16 protein-coding genes are annotated in these 16,937 nt (G+C 72.5%); 10 read left to right on the plus strand and 6 right to left on the minus strand.

Annotated features, from left to right (window positions below; translation table 11 throughout):
* Positions 1-170 precede the first annotated feature (170 nt).
* Together dapA and FHS38_RS04580 are read right to left on the minus strand one after the other, a co-directional pair.
* Positions 171-1,067 (minus strand): 4-hydroxy-tetrahydrodipicolinate synthase, encoded by an 897-nt coding sequence (dapA, locus tag FHS38_RS04575; RefSeq protein WP_184730824.1) that lies wholly within the window; start codon positions 1,065-1,067, stop codon positions 171-173.
* Positions 1,068-1,179: 112 nt separating this feature from the next.
* Complete coding sequence (locus tag FHS38_RS04580; protein WP_184730826.1) at positions 1,180-3,009, minus strand: DUF8508 domain-containing protein; 1,830 nt, start codon at positions 3,007-3,009, stop codon at positions 1,180-1,182.
* Positions 3,010-3,284: 275 nt separating this feature from the next.
* Between FHS38_RS04580 and FHS38_RS04585 the strand changes: the two genes are divergently transcribed.
* From FHS38_RS04585 to FHS38_RS04625, 10 genes are all read left to right on the plus strand, one after another.
* Complete coding sequence (locus FHS38_RS04585) at positions 3,285-4,775, plus strand: hypothetical protein (RefSeq protein WP_184730828.1); 1,491 nt, start codon at positions 3,285-3,287, stop codon at positions 4,773-4,775.
* 299 nt (positions 4,776-5,074) lie between these two features.
* Entirely contained in the window at positions 5,075-6,532 is a 1,458-nt protein-coding gene (locus FHS38_RS04590) for an alkaline phosphatase PhoX (protein WP_184730830.1), read from the plus strand.
* 48 nt (positions 6,533-6,580) lie between these two features.
* A complete protein-coding gene (locus FHS38_RS04595; protein ID WP_184730832.1) occupies positions 6,581-7,633 on the plus strand; it encodes an MsnO8 family LLM class oxidoreductase in 1,053 nt (350 codons plus the stop codon).
* A gap of 77 nt (positions 7,634-7,710) precedes the next feature.
* The gene (locus tag FHS38_RS04600; protein ID WP_184730833.1) at positions 7,711-8,364 is read left to right on the plus strand and encodes a class I SAM-dependent methyltransferase; all 654 of its coding nucleotides are present in this window, start codon (positions 7,711-7,713) and stop codon (positions 8,362-8,364) included.
* 29 nt (positions 8,365-8,393) lie between these two features.
* Positions 8,394-8,723, plus strand: coding sequence for a hypothetical protein (locus tag FHS38_RS04605; protein ID WP_184730835.1), 330 nt, complete (start codon positions 8,394-8,396; stop codon positions 8,721-8,723).
* Between the two features lie 376 nt (positions 8,724-9,099).
* Positions 9,100-9,222 carry a hypothetical protein gene (locus FHS38_RS35060; RefSeq protein WP_260420553.1) on the plus strand — a complete coding sequence of 41 codons (123 nt, stop codon included), beginning with the start codon at positions 9,100-9,102 and terminating at the stop codon, positions 9,220-9,222.
* Positions 9,219-10,490 (plus strand): sensor histidine kinase, encoded by a 1,272-nt coding sequence (locus FHS38_RS04610; RefSeq protein WP_184730838.1) that lies wholly within the window; start codon positions 9,219-9,221, stop codon positions 10,488-10,490. The genes FHS38_RS35060 and FHS38_RS04610 overlap by 4 nt, the downstream gene beginning before the upstream one ends.
* Positions 10,487-11,161 (plus strand): response regulator transcription factor, encoded by a 675-nt coding sequence (locus tag FHS38_RS04615; RefSeq protein ID WP_184730840.1) that lies wholly within the window; start codon positions 10,487-10,489, stop codon positions 11,159-11,161. The genes FHS38_RS04610 and FHS38_RS04615 overlap by 4 nt, the downstream gene beginning before the upstream one ends.
* Positions 11,162-11,244: 83 nt before the next feature.
* Positions 11,245-12,426, plus strand: coding sequence for a TerD family protein (locus FHS38_RS04620; protein ID WP_184731172.1), 1,182 nt, complete (start codon positions 11,245-11,247; stop codon positions 12,424-12,426).
* A gap of 126 nt (positions 12,427-12,552) precedes the next feature.
* Positions 12,553-13,638 carry an aminotransferase class V-fold PLP-dependent enzyme gene (locus tag FHS38_RS04625; protein WP_184731174.1) on the plus strand — a complete coding sequence of 362 codons (1,086 nt, stop codon included), beginning with the start codon at positions 12,553-12,555 and terminating at the stop codon, positions 13,636-13,638.
* 58 nt (positions 13,639-13,696) lie between these two features.
* Here the strand turns inward: FHS38_RS04625 and thpD are convergent, their stop codons facing one another.
* From thpD to ectA, 4 genes are read right to left on the minus strand one after another with little or no spacing between them, the layout of a single operon-like run.
* The gene (gene thpD / locus FHS38_RS04630; protein ID WP_184730842.1) at positions 13,697-14,584 is read right to left on the minus strand and encodes an ectoine hydroxylase; all 888 of its coding nucleotides are present in this window, start codon (positions 14,582-14,584) and stop codon (positions 13,697-13,699) included.
* Between the two features lie 3 nt (positions 14,585-14,587).
* Positions 14,588-14,986 (minus strand): ectoine synthase, encoded by a 399-nt coding sequence (locus FHS38_RS04635; protein ID WP_184730844.1) that lies wholly within the window; start codon positions 14,984-14,986, stop codon positions 14,588-14,590.
* Between the two features lie 36 nt (positions 14,987-15,022).
* On the minus strand, positions 15,023-16,291 hold the full coding sequence (ectB, locus tag FHS38_RS04640; RefSeq protein WP_184730846.1) for a diaminobutyrate--2-oxoglutarate transaminase: 1,269 nt from the start codon (positions 16,289-16,291) through the stop codon (positions 15,023-15,025).
* A gap of 42 nt (positions 16,292-16,333) precedes the next feature.
* Positions 16,334-16,906: a diaminobutyrate acetyltransferase gene (ectA, locus tag FHS38_RS04645; RefSeq protein WP_184730848.1), complete on the minus strand. Its 573-nt coding sequence runs from the start codon at positions 16,904-16,906 to the stop codon at positions 16,334-16,336.
* Between the last annotated feature and the right edge of the window lie 31 nt (positions 16,907-16,937).

The following is a 16,937-nucleotide window of genomic DNA, read 5'->3' on the forward strand; positions in this document are numbered from 1 at the left end:
TCGGGCGCCGGTGCGTATGCCGTGAGCAGTGCTTTGGTCTCCGGTGCGAGGCCCGTCCGCACAAGGGCACGTGGGGCGGCCTCAACGAGGTCCTGCACGCCCACAACTGAGGTTCCGAACTCGGGGCTCCGCCCCGGACCCGGCCCTCGATCGCCGGACGGGCTTGATGATCAAGCCCGTCCGGCGATCGTGCTTTCGTACGCCTCCAGCAGGGCCTTCGTCCGGTCCGGGGACGCCGCGCGCAGGGGGGAGCGGACCGGGCCGGACGGGAGGTCCAGGGCGTTCAGGAGGGCCTTGGCCGTTACCGTGCCGGGCAGGCCGGCGGCCATCATCAGCTCGATCAGCGGCAGCGCCCGCTGGTGGTGGCGCGTCGCCTCCGCGTTCGCGCCGCGGTCGTAGGCGTCCAGGGCGGCGGCGATCGCCGGGCCCGCGACGTTGGCCACGGTGCTGACGTAGCCGACGGCGCCCACCGCCCGCAGCGGAAGGTTCAGCTCCTCCGAACCCGAGTAATAGGCGAGGCCGGTCGCCGCGATGACCTTCGCGCTGCCCAGCAGGTCGTTCGCGCAGTCCTTGACCCCCGCGATGCGCGGGTGCTCCGCCAGCCGCAGCATGGTGTCGGGCTCGATCCGGGTCCCGGTGCGGGCCGGGATGTCGTAGAGCATCACCGGCACCCCGACCGCGTCCGCCACCGTGCGGAAGTGCTCCGCGACGTCCTCCTGCGGCGGTCGGCTGTAGTAGGGCGTCACCACCAGCACCCCGTGCGCCCCCGCCGCCTCGGCCGCGCGTGCCAGCTCGACGGTCTGCCGGGTGTCGGCGGATCCCACCCCCGCCGTGATCCGCGCCCGGTCGCCCACGGCCTCGGCCACCGCGGTGACGAGCGCGGTCTTCTCCGCGGCGCTGGTGGTCGGCGACTCACCCGTCGTCCCGTTCAGTACGAGCCCGTCGCAGCCGCCGCGCGTGACGAGATGGTCGGCGAGCTCCTGCGCCCCGTCGAGATCGAGGCCGCCGTCGGAGTCGAAGGGGGTGACCATCGCGCAGACGGTACGGCCGAAGGGGCTGGTGGGCATCGTGGCACTCTCCAAGCGGTAGGGGTTCTCCGCCGGATTCTCAGCCCCTTCGTCCGTACAGGTCTATTTAATTGTTCTGCCGGTTACCGTTGAGTATTCCTACTGAATGGTGTCACGGCTTCCAGCGCAGCACCTGCGGGTCGTGGTCGCTCGCCTGGTCCGCGAACTCCGCGTTGATGTGCACGATGTCGTAGTCGACCGAGCGCACGTGACGGCTGGTCAGGATGTGGTCCAGCACCTGGGAGTTGCCCTGGAAGACATAGCCGTAGCGCTCCTTCCGCGGCAGCCGGTCGACGAGGTCGGTGAGGGCGCCGCCCGAGGTCAGGGCCTTGAGGGCGGGGGAGAACTGGTAGTCGTTGAGGTCGCCCGCGACGATCACGTTCGCCCGCTTGTCGGCCGCGAGGAGCTGCTTGACGAAGGTGTTCACGGCCTTCGACTGCGCCACGCGCTGCACCTCGGAGGTGCGGGCCGGGGGCTGGAAGCGGCTGTCGAGACCCTGGTCGCCGCCCTTGGAGTTGAAGTGGTTGGCGACGACGAAGACCGGGTTGCCCCGGAAGGAGAACTCGCCGACCAGCGGCTTGCGGCTGTTCTTCCAGGCCTCGTTGGCCGGGTCGATGCGGCCGGGCGAGGCCGAGAGCTTCGCCTTGCCGCCCTCGCGGGTGACCGTCACCGGGGTGGTGGCGTCCCCGCCGGGGATCTCGGTGAAGGAGACCCGCGCGGGGTTGTAGAGGAAGGCGGTACGGATGTTGCCGCCCGGCTGGCCGCCGTCCTGGCCGTTGGCCGGGTTGATCTGCTGCCAGCGGTACGCGGGCCCGCCGGCCGCCGCGATGGCGTCCGTGAGCTTCTTCAGCGTCTGCCCGGCGTCCACGACGCCCTTGTCGGTCGTCCCGTCGTCGTCCTGGACCTCTTCCAGGGCGACGATGTCGGGCGAGGCCAGGTTGTTCACCAGCGCGGCCGCCAGCCGGTCGAACTTCGCCTGCGGGGTCTTGGGCGAGAGGTTCTCCACGTTGTACGTGGCGACCGCCAGCTCGTCGCTCTTCTGCTTGCGCGTCGTCTCGCGGGTCAGCCCCCGGTCGGCGAGCGTCCCCAGCTCGGTGGCCTGGAGGGTGTAGCCGCCGAAGTTGTCGTAGTCCAGCGGGCCGGCCGTGGTGCCGGTCAGCGAGTCACCGACGTTCGCGACCGGGAACGGGCGCTGTGTGAACGGGATCAGCGAGGCCACCTTGACCCGCCCGACGCCCGGGGCGCGGTAGGAGCTGTAGAGCGAGCCGCCGCGCGCGGTGCGGTCGCGGTGGGTCTCGGCGGTGATCCACAGTTCCTTGTGCTCGTTGGTCGCGGCCACGACGGGCGCGTCCTTGACCGAGACCCGCATGCCCTCCAGCGACTCGTAGCGGTCCAGGGCGTAGCTGTTCGGCTTCAGCCGCAGCCCCTCGATGGAGCCGTCGCCCGCGCTCGGCGCGTACCGGTCCGGGATGCTGGAGGGGCGCAGCGCGAAGGCCGCGGGCAGCGCGTTGCCGGAGGAGTGCACCGTCCACGACGCCTTGGAGAGCTGGGTGACCGACTGCAGGCCCGCCGACTCCCCGCCCGGGTAGTACTCGGAGACCGCGCCGGAGACCGTCACCGCGTCACCGACGGCGAGCGCCGGGGTGTCCTTGCCGGTGAAGACGAAGATCGCCTCGCTGGTCGCCGGGTCACTGTCGGCCTTCGGGTCCTGGAACCAGAAGCCGCGCGCGGAACCGAAGGCCCGCACGGCCGTCACGACACCGGGGACGTCCGTCACCTGCTGGCCGGCGAGCGGGGAGACGCGGGTGCTGCCCTGGATGTCGTGGATCCGGATCTCGGCGGCGCTCGCGGACTGCGGGACGGCGAGCAGCCCGGCGGCGAGCGCGGCGGCTATGAGGGAACCGACGGTCGCGGTTCTGCGCAGGGGGCGAGCAGTGGGCACGAGGGCCTCCGGGTGATGAGGGGCGATGAGATGGGTTGCTTTTGCGGATCGCGAAGGGTGAAGAAGGGGTGCCCGAGCGGGCGGTGACGCGAAAAGCAAGATCTACGCGCGTCAATGTCTTGTGTGATCAGGCCAGTTGTCAAGGTTCCGTGGGTAACCGGCGGTCGACGGATCCGTGAACCGGTCGGCATGGTGCGAAACCCGTCTAGGCTTGGGCACCGCGCCCGGCCGATCCGATCCGGCGCGGCCGTCACGACGAGGAGATGACCCCCCTGATGTCCGGAGACCGCCCGACCATGCCGCCGGTGCGGCTGCACACCGACGCCGAACTCGCGCGTGACGCGCTCTCCGCGCCGCTGTTCGCCCGCGCCGCGAAGCTCGCCCGCTGGGCCGGCGAGGGCACCCCGGTCGGCGCGGGCGGCGAACTGCTCGCCGAACAGCTGCTCACCGCCACCGAGCTGCTCGGCCTGAAGGGCGAGGAGGACGGCACCGCCTACGCCGCCGAGGCGTGGCAGCTCGCGCTGGACACCGGGCTCGTGGAGTTCACCGAGGACCCGGACGCCGACGACGAGGCGGACGCGGACCAGCCGTCGGCCACCGCGAGCGCGGGCGAGGAGCTGGACACGCTCACCGGCGGCAGCCCCCAGGACGTCCTCGACCTGTGGCTCGGCGGCCTGGAGACCGTGCTGGCCGACGCGGCCGCCCCGGACCTGGGCGACCTGGTCGACCAGATCTCCGAAGGCGGCGAGCTCGACCTCGACGCCCTCGACTGGAACCCCGAGGAGGAGGCCGACTTCCTCGACGGCGTCCTCGGCAACCTCTATCTGCTGACCGCGCTGGGCGAGGGCGGGCCCGACCGGCCCGTACCGCTGCCGGCGCTCGCCGCCTCCATGATCGTCCCGGATGACATGGACGAGCCCACCGACGACATCCTCGAAGAGGTCTCCGACGCGATGATGCGGCTGGACGACCAGTTCCGGCTGCTCGCGCCGACCGGCCTGGTGGAGTACCAGCCCGTCGACGAGGCCCTCATCGAGGAGATCGACGGCGAGGGGCACATCCGCGAGTCCGTCGACGGCGTGACCTCCGAGGTCCCCGAGGAGGAGGACGTCACCCGCTACGGCATGGTCGCCCTCACCCCGCTCGGCGTCTTCGCCGTACGGGCCCGGATGCTCGACGCGGGCATCGACGCCCCGGCCGTCGGCGACCTCGCCGACAAGGGCGCGGACACGCTCCTCGCGGCGCTCCCCGGCCACCCGGAGGAGGCCGCCCGCGCCGAGGCCGAGGCCTGGCTCGCCCGCCGGGCCCCGCAGGACGCCGCCCGCGAGCTCCTCGCCGCCGGGCGCGGCGACGACCTGGACGCCCCGCAGCGCCGCCTGGCCTGCCAGCAGACCCTCTCGCTGGTCGGCACGGAGGCCGAGCCCGCGCTGCGCGAGGTCCTCGACGACCCGCAGCTGGGCGGCCTCGCCCGGGTCTGGCTGGCCGAGCACGGCGCCACGGACATCCCCGAGCCGGGCGAGACGATGGTGTTCTGGCTGACCGTGGACACGATCGCGGCACAGCTCGCGGCCGAGGGCGACTCGGAGGAGCTGCGCGGCCTGGTGGAGAGCCTGGTCGGCCGGCACAGCGGCTTCTTCGACTCGGCCTGGCGGGTGGACCACCCCGCCACGGCGGACGTACTGGAGGCCATGGGCAGGCTCCACCCGGACAAGAAGGTGGCCAAGGAGGCCCGCAAGGCGGCCTTCAAGGCGCGCTCGCGCCGCTGAGCGCCTCCTGAACGTCTCCGACGACCGCCGCCCGGTCTCTCCGCACGACGCGGTCTCTCCGCACGACCCGGACGACGGATCGAAGTCCTGTGCAGCGGCTCACTCCTGAGGGGGAGTGAGCGAGGCGGAATGACCGATGCCGTACGGCCTTGTCCGTACGGCATCGGATCGGTCCATGGATGACGGCTCGTGTTCACCTCCTGTTCGGTGGGGAGAGGGAACGTAAGCGCCGCCCCACGGCCGCACCCCGTGCGGTTCAAGGGCGCAGAGCGACGATCCGGCCATCCCTGGAGACGAAGATGACCATCAGCCGCAGAGACTTCGCGAAGCGATCCGCCTACACCGGCGCGGGGGTCGCCCTGGTCGGCAGCGTCGGTGTCCTCGCCACCGCGCCCGGCGCGCTGGCCGCGGACAGGGCAGGGGAGACCGCGGAGGGCGCGGCCGGGCACAGCCGCCGCACGCTCGGATACGGCCCGCTCGTGTCCGACCCGAAGGGGCTCCTCGCGCTGCCCGCCGGATTCTCCTACCGCGTCATCACCCGTACGGGCGTCACCAAACTGGAGTCCGGCGAGCTCACGCCGTCCAACCACGACGGCACGGCCGCCTTCGCCGGCTCGCGCGGCAGCACCCTGCTGGTCAACAACCACGAGCTGGGCGGCGCGCGCGAGAAGTGGCCGCACCCGGTGCCGCTCGCGACGGGGCTCGTCTACGACCCCGCCGCGGCGGGCGGCTGCACGGTCGTCGAGGTCGCGGGGCGCGGGGGCCACGTGGCCGAGTGGGTCGGCATCGCCGGTACGTCCACGAACTGCGCGGGTGGCAGCACCCCTTGGGGCACCTGGCTCACCTGCGAGGAGACCGAGGACAAGGCCGGTAAGAACGGCATGACCAAGGACCACGGCTATGTCTTCGAGGTCGACCCGAAGGACCGGCGCGCGTGCCGCGACCCGAGGCCGGTCAAGGCGCTCGGCCGCTACGCCCACGAAGCCGTCGTCGTCGACCCCAAGCGCGGTCACCTCTATCTGACCGAGGACGCCTCCGGCCCCAACGGGCTCTTCTACCGCTGGACCCCGCCGCAGGGCTTCGAGCACGGGCGCGGCCGGCTGCGCACCCTCGCCGACGAGGCGGGCGCCCTGGAGGCGTTCAAGTGCTTCGACTCCGGCGGCCGTTTCGTCGACGACCTCTCGCGGGCCACCGAGCCCGGCACGGTCTACGGCGTGGACTGGGTGGAGGTGCCCGACCGCGACGCGAAGAGCGTCTCGGTGCGCAAGCAGTTCAAGGACGGCGAGGTCACCCGCGCCCGCAAGCTCGAGGGCATGTGGTGGGGCGACGGCGGCGTGTACGTCGTGTCCTCCTTCGCCCGTGAGGAGAGCCCGGCCCAGCACGACGGCCAGGTGTGGTTCTACAACCCCCGCCGCCGCACCCTGACCCTGAAGGTGCGCTTCGGCGTCAACAAGACCCCGGAGCGCGACGGCGCCCTCGACGGCCCCGACAACATCACCGTCTCGCCCTACGGCGGCCTGGTCATCGCCGAGGACGGCAACGGCGTGCAGCACCTCTTCGGCGCCGTCGACGACGGCCGTACGTACCCGATCGCGCGCAACGAGCTGAACATCGGCAGCGCGGACAAGCCGGAGTACAGCGAGTTCACCGGGGTGACCTTCTCGCCCGACGGCTGCACGCTCTTCGCCAACATCCAGGACCCCGGCATCATGCTCGCCATCACCGGACCGTGGCGCCGCCAGGGCACGCGCGACTGACCGGCCGGCCCCGGGGAATCCTGAGCGGTCACCGCTGTTGAAAGGGAGGTGACCTTCAAGCTCTCCGTCCTCGACCGCTCCCGCACCCGGCAGGGACACGACCCGGGCGAGGCGCTGCGCGACACCGTCCGGTTCGCGCGGCGCGCCGAGGAGCTCGGCTACCACCGCTTCTGGGTGTCGGAGCACCACAGCGTGCCCGGCGTGGCGGGCTCGGCGCCCACGGTGCTGGCGGCGGCGGTCGCCGCCGCCACCTCGCGCATCCGGGTCGGCACGGGCGGCGTGATGCTGCCCAACCACCGGACGCTGGTGGTCGCCGAGCAGTTCGGGGTGCTGGAGTCGCTCTTCCCCGGCCGGATCGACATGGGCCTCGGCCGGTCCGTCGGCTTCACCGACGGCATCCGCCGGGCGCTGGGCACCGACAAGGAGGCCATGGCGGACTTCGGGGACCAGCTCACGGAGCTGGCGGCCTACTTCACGGGCGGCCCGCGCCCCCACCCCGAGGTCCACGCCCGCCCCGCCGAGGGCCTGCGCGTCCCCGCCTTCGTCCTCGCGGGCGACTCGGGCGCCGACCTCGCCGCCTCGGCGGGGGCGGCCCTGGTCATCGGCGGCCTCCAGGGCGAGGACCGGACGCTGGCCGCCGTCGACCGCTACCGCACGGCCTTCCGCCCCTCCGCCTGGCGCCGTCACCCGTACGTCGTGCTCGCGGGCAACGTCGCCGTCGCCGGGACCACGGAGGCCGCCCGCCGCCTGCTGATCCCGGAGGCCTGGGCACTGGCCCACTCCCGCACGCACGGCGTCTTCCCGCCCCTGGCACCCGCCGAGGAGATCGAAACGCTGCTCGCGGGGGCGAGCGAGAGGGAGCGCGGCTTCTACGAGGCGGGCCTGCGCGGCCATGTCTTCGGCACGGAGGACGAGGTCGCCGCCGCCCTCGACGCGCTGATCGCGCGCAGCGGCGCGGACGAGCTGCTGGTCACCACCAGCTCCTACGACCGGGAGGCGCTGCTGGATTCGTACGGGCGGCTGGCCGCGCTGGCGGGGCTTCCCGGACAGGCAGGGGCCGGCCCGGAGCGCGCCGGCGCCGGGCTCGGCCGGGTCGCGTAGGGGCGTGAACCGAGCACCGCCGCGGCCGGTCCGGAGAAGTCCGGCCGTCCGCGCACGGTTGCGGTTAGCGTGCGTGCATGACGCTCTCCCATGATTCAGGCGATTACTGGGAAACCACCGGGGCCGCGCGCACCTTCACCCATCCGCTAGACCCGGAGCTGCTCTCCCGTTACTTCTCCCCCGACGACCGCATCCTGGACTACGGCTGCGGCTACGGACGGCTGTTGGCGCAGCTGGCCGAGCGGGGATACCGCGACGTGCGGGGCGTGGAGCCTTCGGCGGCGCTCGTCGACCGGGGGCGCAAGGAGCATCCGGAGCTGCGGATCACGCACTTCGAGGAGCCGCCGCTGCCGTTCGCGGACGGGGCGTTCGACGCGGCGCTGCTGTTCGCCGTGCTGACGTCCATCCCCGACGCGGAGGACCGGGAAGGGGCCGTCGCGGAGGTCGGGCGGCTCGTGCGCCCCGGTGGGGTGCTGTACATCAGTGACGTGCCGCTCCAGACCGACGAGCGCAGCGTGGGCCGGTACCGCGCGCAGGAACGGGAGACCGGTGCCTACGGCGTCTTCCGGATCGAGGACGGCGGGGTGTTCGTGCACCAGTCGCAGGAGAGCTTCCACGCGCTGCTCGGCCGGCACGGCTTCACCGTCGAGACCGAGGAGCGGCGCCGGACCCCGACCCTGGACGGTCACACGGACCTGAGCATGCAGGTGATCGCCCGCCGTACGCCCTAGGCGAGGGTGGCACGTCCTACGATCGGCGTATGGCCAAACGCACTCACTCGCTGTCCCTGTGGTCCCAGGACTCCGTGCTGTCGATCGGCTCGCGGGGCTCGGTGCTCTCCATCGGCTCGGTCGGGTCCGTCCTGTCCGTCGGCTCGGTCGGCAGCGCCCTGTCGTTCGGCTCGATCGGCTCCGCCCTCTCGGTGATCTCGGTCGGGTCCTGGCTGAGCACCGGCTCGCTGCTGTCCGCCCAGTCGCGGTGGTCGGTGCTGTCCGCGCGGTCCCACGGGGGCTTCCTGGCTGCCGGGGTGGTGACGACCGTCGCCTGTGCGACGCTGGCGCACAGGGCGGGGCGGGGCGGGAAGCGCTGATTCGCCGCTGAGGAGGAGCCGACGCTCCGACTCGCGGAGGGCGCGGGGCGGGACGGCCGGGTCGCGAGCAGGAGGCGGCTCTCCCTCTCCCGGCCGAGAACGGCCTGAACGGTCTGCCGTTCAGGCCGACGTGCGAGGGCGTGCGACGCGGAATTCTGGTCGTATGTCCCACTTGGCAGAGCACTCGGTAGAGCCGGTTCCCCCGCACGTCGTCGCGCCGCAGGTCACACCCCTGCGGTGCGGCGGACGCCGGGACGACCACGCCACCCGCCGCGCCTGAACCCGACCCGGACGAGAGGCGTTTCCGCCAAATGGCGGAGACGGATCGTCATACCGGGCGAGGCGGTAGGCGGCCGTTCCGCACCATCCTTGACCCATGAGCCACCCGATAGGCCCTTCGCCGCCGGCGGTGGGCGGCATCCCGCCGACACCCGTCACCTACCCTGTACGGATGATCATCGGACTGCCGGCGCCCGCCGCCGACGGCCGTGCCGCATGACGGCCCCCCTCCGACGCCTGGCGGGCGCGACGTTGGGCCGCCGCGCCCGGCTGCGCTGGGTGCATCTGCTCCTCGGCGGCGCGCTGTTGATGCCGTACTTCCTGCTGGCCAATGTGGTCCTGTCAGTGATCCACGCCGGCAATGACACGTTCCTTCTCATCTCCCCCGTCTGGCAGTTCATCACCTTGGCGGTGGCCCTCGTGCCGGCCGCGTTGACCGCGCTGTTCCCGCTCGTACGGCCGTTGGAGTCCACCGCGGCGCGGGCGCTGTGCGCTCCGCGGGGCGCCGAACTGGCCACGCGGCCCAGCGACTCCTGGGCCGCGCGCGGGCGGACGGCCGGGTGGTACACCCTGCACCTGGCGGCCGGCGGCATCGTCAGCGGCATGTCGTTGTCCGCGCCCCCGGCGGCCCTGCTGCTGATCGCCCTGCCCTTGTGGGGGTCTCCCCGCGTCGAGCAGATGGTCTGGACCCGGTACTTCGACGGCGCCGGGCTGTTGCTGGCCCCGCTGGCCGGCTTCGCGCTGCTCGCGCTCGTCGTCGGCACGTCCTGGGCGGCCGGAACACTGCTGGCCCGCTCCGCGCCCGTGCTGCTCGGGCCGACGGCGGCGGACCGGCTCGCCGCCGCCGAGCGGCACGCCCTGCGGCTGGCCGAACGCAACCGGCTGGCGCGCGAGCTGCACGACTCGGTCGGGCACGCCCTGAGCGCGGTGACGCTGCAGGCGAGCGCCGCGCGCCGGGTCCTCGACGCCGACCCGGAGTTCGCGCGGCAGGCGCTGGCCGCGATCGAGGAGACGACGCGCGCGGCCGTCGGCGAACTCGACACCGTGCTGGGCCTGCTGCGCGAGGAAGGACCCGCCTCCGCGGCGCCCGCACCCACGCTCGCCGACCTCGACGCCCTGCTGGCCCGTACCCGCGCGGCGGGCTGCGAGGTCACCCTCACCGCGTCCACCGCGCTGGAGAAGGTGCCGCCGGTCGTCTCCCGCGAGGCGTACCGCATCGTGCAGGAAGGGCTGGGCAACGCCCTGCGCCACGCGGGGCAGGTCCCCGTGCGGCTGCGGATCGCCGTACACGACGACGACCTGGAGGTCGCCTTGGAAAACCCCGTGTCCCCGGAGTCCGGCAGCACCCGAGGCCGCCCCGGCGGCGGCCGCGGACTGACCGGCATAGCCGAGCGCGCCCGGCTGCTGCGCGGCGCCAGCACCTCGGGCGCGACCGACGGCACCTGGCGGCTGGCCGTGCGGCTGCCGCTGGAAGGCGGCGTCCGATGAGCGCCCCCGCCCGCCCGCTGCGCATCGTGCTCGCCGACGACGAGCGGATGGTGCGCACCGCCCTGCGCGCGATCCTGGGCGCCGAGCCGGACCTGGAGGTCGTCGGCGAGGCCGAGACCGGCGCGGAGGCGGTGTCGGTCATCCGCGAACTGCGCCCCGACGTGGTCCTGATGGACGTCCGGATGCCGCAGATCGACGGCATCCGCGCCACCGAGCAGGTGCTGGCCACGATGACCGAGCCGCCGCGCGTCATCGTCGTCACCACCTTCGAGAACGACAGCTATGTGTACGACGCGCTGCGCGCGGGAGCCAGCGGTTTCCTCCTCAAGCGCTCGGGCGCGGAGGAGCTCGTCTCGGCCGTACGGCTGGTGGCCCGCAGCGACTCGCTGCTCTTCCCCGCCGCGGTGCGCGCCCTGGCCGCCGAGTACGCGGGGGCCAGGACCGCGCGGGACGCGGCCGCGGCGCTCCGCGCGCGGCTGTCGGAGCGCGAGGCGGCGGTGCTGCGCCTGATGGCGACGGGCCTGTCCAACGTGGAGATCGCCGACCGGCTCGCGGTGGGACCGGCGACCGTGAAGACGCACGTCGCGGGGGTGCTCGCCAAACTGGGCGTACGGGACCGCACACAGGCGGTCATCGCCGCCTACGAGTGCGGCTTCGTCACGCCGGGATGAGGGCGGCGGCCGTCGGCGAACGGGCTCTCCACGGGTAATGGAACCGCAAAGCGCGGTCGCTCGTTACCCGGGACATGACCGCTATGACACCCGGCTCGAACATCCCTCTCTCCGTCGCGCGCGTGACGGTGGACGTCACCGCCCCCGTGCGGCTCGACGTGTCGGGCCTGCTGCTCACCGCCGACGGCAAGGTGCGCTCCGACGACGACTTCGTCTTCTACAACCAGCCCAACGGACCGGGCGTGACCCACCGCGCGGCGGCGGGCGGCACGGGCGACTCGATCACCGTGGACACCACGGCCGTCCCCGCCGACATCGACAAGATCGTGGTGACCGCCAGCCTGGACGCCCCGGGCGCGACCTTCGCGGGCACCGAGCCCACCGCGACCGTGCGCGGCGCGGACGACGGCAGCGTCATCGCGACCTTCACCCCGCCCCGGCTCGGCACCGAGACGGCGCTGGTGACCATCGAGGTGTACCGGCGGGCGGGCGCCTGGAAGGTGCGCGCGGTCGGTCAGGGCTACGCCAACGGCCTGGCGGGCATCGCCACCGACTTCGGCGTGAGCGTGGAGGAGCCCGCTCCCGTGGCCGCCCCCGCGCCCCCGGTGCAGGCCCCGGCCGCACCCGTCGCCCCGCCGGTGCAGGCCCCGGCGCCCCCCGCCGCGCCCCCGGCCCCCGCGGCCCCGGGGAAGATCAACCTCGACAAGGGCCGGGTCAGCCTCCAGAAGAACCAGACGGTCTCCCTCGTCAAGGGCGGCCGCCCGCTCACCCAGTCCGTCAAGATGGGCCTCGGCTGGGAGCCCGCCTACGGCAGCAAGGCCATCGACCTCGACGCCTCCGTGATCGCCTACGGCCCCAGCCGCAACATGATCGACGCCTGCTACTTCGGCAAGCTCCAGATCCTCAACGGCGCGATCCAGCACTCCGGCGACAACCTCACCGGCGAGGGCTCGGGCGACGACGAGGTCATCACCGTCCACATGGGCGGCCTGCCCGCCGAGGTGTCCGGCCTGGTCTTCACGGTCAGCTCCTTCAACGGCCAGAAGTTCACCCAGGTCGCCAAGGCCTACTGCCGGCTGATGGACGCCCAGACCGGCGAGGAGCTGGTGCGCTTCGACCTCACCGGCGCGGAGCCGAAGACGGGCGTGCTGATGTGCAAGTTCATCCGCCAGTTCTCCGGTGAGTGGGAGATGACGGCCATCGGCGAGTACGTGAAGTCGCGCACGGTCCGCGACCTGGTCAAGCCCGCCGCCGGGGCGCTGTAGGACGCTGGGGGAGAAGGGGCCCGGATCGCCGGCGGCGGAAGCCGACCACGACCCGGGCCCTCGCTCTTCAGACGCCGCCCCGGTTCCCGGCGAGGGCAACCCGTGGCCAAACCCCGCGTACTGCCCATGGACGGGCAGATCGGCACGCCGCATAGTGGGTGGATGGAGAGCTTGGCAAGCGCCCACTTCTCGCCCGAGACGACCTATCTCAACACCGCGTCCACCGGCCTCGTCCCCGCCCGGGCCGTCACCGCCATGACCTCGGCCGTCGAGGCCGCCGCCATCGGGCGGCCCGTCGTCGGGGAGGGATTCGCGGCCGTGGAGGACGCCCGGGGCTCCTTCGCCCGGCTCGTCGGCGTGCCCGCCCGGCAGGTCGCGGCCGGCGGGTCGGCCGCGGTCTATTGCGGGTTGATCGCCCAGTCCCTGCCGTCCGGAGCGGAAGTACTCGTCGCCGAGGGCGACTTCGCTTCGCTCGTCAACCCCTTCCACGTGCGCCGCGACCTCCAGCTGCGCACCGCGCCGCTGGAGAAGCTCGCCACCGAGATCCGGCCCGGTACGGCTCTCGTCGCCGTCAGCGCGGTCCAGTCGGCGGACGGGCGGATCGCCGACCTCGAGGGGATCGGCGCGGCCGCCCGGGCGCACGGGACCCGTACGCTCGTCGACGTCAGCCAGGCGCTCGGCTGGCTGCCGTACGACGCGAGCGCGCACGACTTCACCGTCGGGGTCGGCTTCAAGTGGCTGCTGTGCCCGCGCGGCGTCGCCTTCCTCACCGTCCCCGAGGACCTCGGCGGGCTCACGCCCGTCTTCGCCGGGTGGGTCGCGGGGGAGGAGCCCTGGAACAGCTGTTACGGGCCGGTGGAGCGGCTGGCGGAGTCCGCGCGGCGGTTCGACGAGAGTCCCAGTCTCTTCTCCTATGTCGCCGCCGGTGACAGTCTCGCCCTCATCGAGGAGCTCGGCGTCGAGCGCATCCACGGCCACAACCGCGCCCTCGCCGACCGCTTCCGCGCCGGGCTCGACGCGCTCGGCCGCCGGGCCGTGCCCGCCGACGGCTCCGCGATCGTCGCCGTCCCCGGGCTCGGACACGCCGTCGAGCGGCTCACCGACGAGGGCATTCCGGTCAGTGACCGGGCCGGGAACCTCCGCGCGGCGTTCCACCTCTACAACACCTCCGCCGACGTCGACCGGCTGCTGGAGGCGCTCGCCCGGTACTGAGCGCGGCCGGTACGGCCCGTGCGCGGTGTGCGGACGGGCCGTACCGATGGCGTTCCGCTCAGCGCACCGGGGTGAAGTCCCGCGCCCCGACGAAATCGGGCCGCGGTGCCGGCGCCGCGAAGGGCGGGCCCGCCGCGTTCTCCACGCTGTTGAAGACGATGAAGACGTTGCTGCGCGGGAAGGGCGTGATGTTGTCGCCGGACCCGTGCATGCAGTTGCAGTCGAACCAGGTCGCCGAGCCGGCCGGGCCCGTGAAGAGCTTGATGCCGTGCCGCGCGGCGAGGTCCGTCAGGGCCTCGTCGGACGGCGTGCCCGCCTCCTGCATCCGCAGCGACCGCTTGTAGTTGTCCTCGGGAGTCTCGCCCGCGCAGCCGAGGAACGTCCGGTGCGAACCGGGCATGATCATCAGCCCGCCGTTGGTGTCGTGGTTCTCGGTGAGCGCGATCGACACCGACACGGTCCGCATGCCCGGCAGTCCGTCCTCGGCGTGCCAGGTCTCGAAGTCCGAGTGCCAGTAGAAGCCGGAGGCGCCGAAGCCGGGCTTGACGTTGATCCGCGACTGGTGGACGTAGACGTCCGAGCCGAGGATCTGGCGGGCTCTGCCCACCACCCGGGGGTCGCGCACCAGATCGGCGAAGACCCGGCTGAGCCGGTGGACCTCGAAGACCGACCGGATCTCCTGCGACTTCGGTTCGACGACCGCCCGCTCGTCGGCCCGTACCGCCGGATCGGCGATCAGCCGGTCGAGCTCGGTGCGCAGGACCGTCACCTCGTCCGGGTCGACGAGCCGGTCCACCGTCAGGAAGCCGTCGCGGTCGTAGTCCCGCAGCTCGGCGGCAAGGAGCGGGCCGGGGGCGTCGGGCGCGGACCACACCACCGGGTCGAGGCGCGGGGTCGACACCTCAACGGCGCCGCGGGTGGGGTACCGGTCGGTGACCGTGGCCATGGTTCAGCCCTCCTCCGTCAGCAGCGGGTAGACACCGTTCTCGTCGTGGTCCTCCCGCCCGGTGACCGGCGGGTTGAAGACGCAGACGCAGCGGAAGTCGGTCTTCGGGCGCATCGTGTGCCGCTCGTGGCCGTCGAGCAGATACATCGTGCCCGGCGTGATCCAGTGCTGCTCACCCGTCTCGTCGTTGGTGAGTTCGGCCTCGCCCTCCACACAGAGCACCGCCTCGATGTGGTTGGCGTACCACATCGACGTCTCGGTGCCCGCGTAGAGCGTGGTCTCGTGCAGGGAGAAGCCCACGCGCTCCTTGGCGAGGACGATGCGCTTGCTCTCCCAGGTGCCGGACGCGGCCTTGACGTGCCGGTCGGTGCCCTCGATGTCCTTGAAGGATCGGACGATCACGGTGGTGCCTTTCTCTCGGTTACGGGGGGAAGGGGGTCAGGCCGTCTCGCGGACCGCCCGGGCGAGGATGCGCAGCCCCTCGTCCAGTTCGTCGGGCGAGACGGTCAGGGCGGGGAGGAGCTTGACGACCTCGTTGCGGGGGCCGGACGTCTCGATGAGCAGCCCGAGCTCGAAGGCGCGGGCCGCGACGGCCGAGGCGCGCTGCGGGTCGCCGAACTCCAGCCCCCAGACCAGACCGCGGCCGCGGTGGGTGGTCTCCAGGCCGGGGTGTTCGGCGCGGATCGCGATCAGCGCCTGCTCGATCTGCTCGCCCCGGACGAGGGTCTGCTTCTCCAGCTGCCCGTCGGCCCAGTAGGTGTCCAGGGCCGCGGCGGCGGTGACGAAGGCGGGGTTGTTGCCGCGGAAGGTGCCGTTGTGCTCGCCCGGCTCCCACACGTCCAGCTCCGGGCGGAACAGGGTGAGTGACATCGGCAGCCCGTAGCCGCCGATCGACTTCGACAGGGTCACGATGTCCGGGGTGATGCCCGCCTCCTCGAAGGAGAAGAAGGCGCCGGTGCGGCCGCAGCCCATCTGGATGTCGTCGACGATCAGCAGCATGTCGCGGCGCTTGCACAGGTCGGCCAGCGCGCGCAGCCACTCCGGGCGGGCCACGTTGATGCCGCCCTCGCCCTGCACCGTCTCGACGATCACGGCGGCGGGGGTGTTCAGGCCCGATCCCTGGTCCTCCAGCAGGCGTTCGAACCACAGGAAGTCCGGGACCTGGCCGTCGAGGTAGTTGTCGAACGGCATCGGCGTGCCGTGCACCAGCGGGATGCCCGCCCCCGCCCGCTTGAAGGCGTTGCCGGTCACCGCCAGCGAGCCGAGGGACATGCCGTGGAAGGCGTTGGTGAAGGACACGATCGCCTCGCGCCCCTTGACCTTCCGCGCCAGCTTCAGCGCCGCCTCCACGGCGTTGGTGCCCGTCGGGCCGGGGAACATCACCTTGTACGGCAGGTCACGCGGTCGCAGGACGTTGTCCTGGAAGGACTCCAGGAAGGCCCGTTTCGCCGTCGTGCCCATGTCGAGGCCGTGCGTGATGCCGTCCCGTTCCAGGTAGTCGATCAACGCCCGTTTCAGGACGGGGTTGTTGTGGCCGTAGTTCAGCGCCCCGGCGCCGGCGAAGAAGTCCAGGTACCGGTGCCCGTCCTCGTCGAACAGGTAACTGCCCTGGGCGCGGTCGAAGACCGCGGGCCAACTGCGGCAATAACTGCGGACCTCCGACTCCAGGGTCTCGAAGACACTGAGCGCGGGCGGGGTGATGGTCACGGCGTTCTCCAAGCGGTGTGAGGGGATGTGCGGGCGGGGCTTTCAGGCCGCGAGCGGGCCGCCGAGCGGGCCGATGCGGTGCAGCACTTCGGGCTCGTGCCCGGTGCCCGGGAAGAGGCCGTCGTCGAAGAGGACCTCGCGCTCGACGCCCGTGCGGTGGCGCTCGGCGAACGAGCCGAACAGTCGGTTCGAGGCGGTGTTGCCGGGCGTGATCGTGGTCTCGACGGTGCGCACGTCCTGCTGTGCGGCGACGCGTCCGACGAGCCCGTCCAGCAGCGCGGCGGCCAGCCCCCGGCCCCGGTGCGGCCGGTCCACCGCCACCTGCCAGACCACGAGGGTGTGCGGCCGGTCGGGTCGCAGGTAGCCGGTGATGAAGCCGACCGGCTCGCCGTCCCGGTCGCGCGCCACGACGGAGGTGGCGGCGAAGTCGCGGCACCACAGCAGATAGCTGTACGAGGAGTTGAGGTCCAGGGCCTCGGAGTCGCGGGCGATGCGCCAGATGGCTGCTCCGTCCTCGACGCGCGGCGCGTCGAGAACCAGGCCCTCCGGCATTTCCCTGAATTCGCCGGGGCCACGTACGGGGTCTGTTTGTGCGGCTGCATGTGCGGCGGTCATGGGGATCGAATTTACCCAGGTAAATCAGAAA

Origin of the sequence: Streptomyces netropsis, from assembly GCF_014203545.1 — a bacterium.
Classification (GTDB): domain Bacteria; phylum Actinomycetota; class Actinomycetes; order Streptomycetales; family Streptomycetaceae; genus Streptomyces; species Streptomyces netropsis.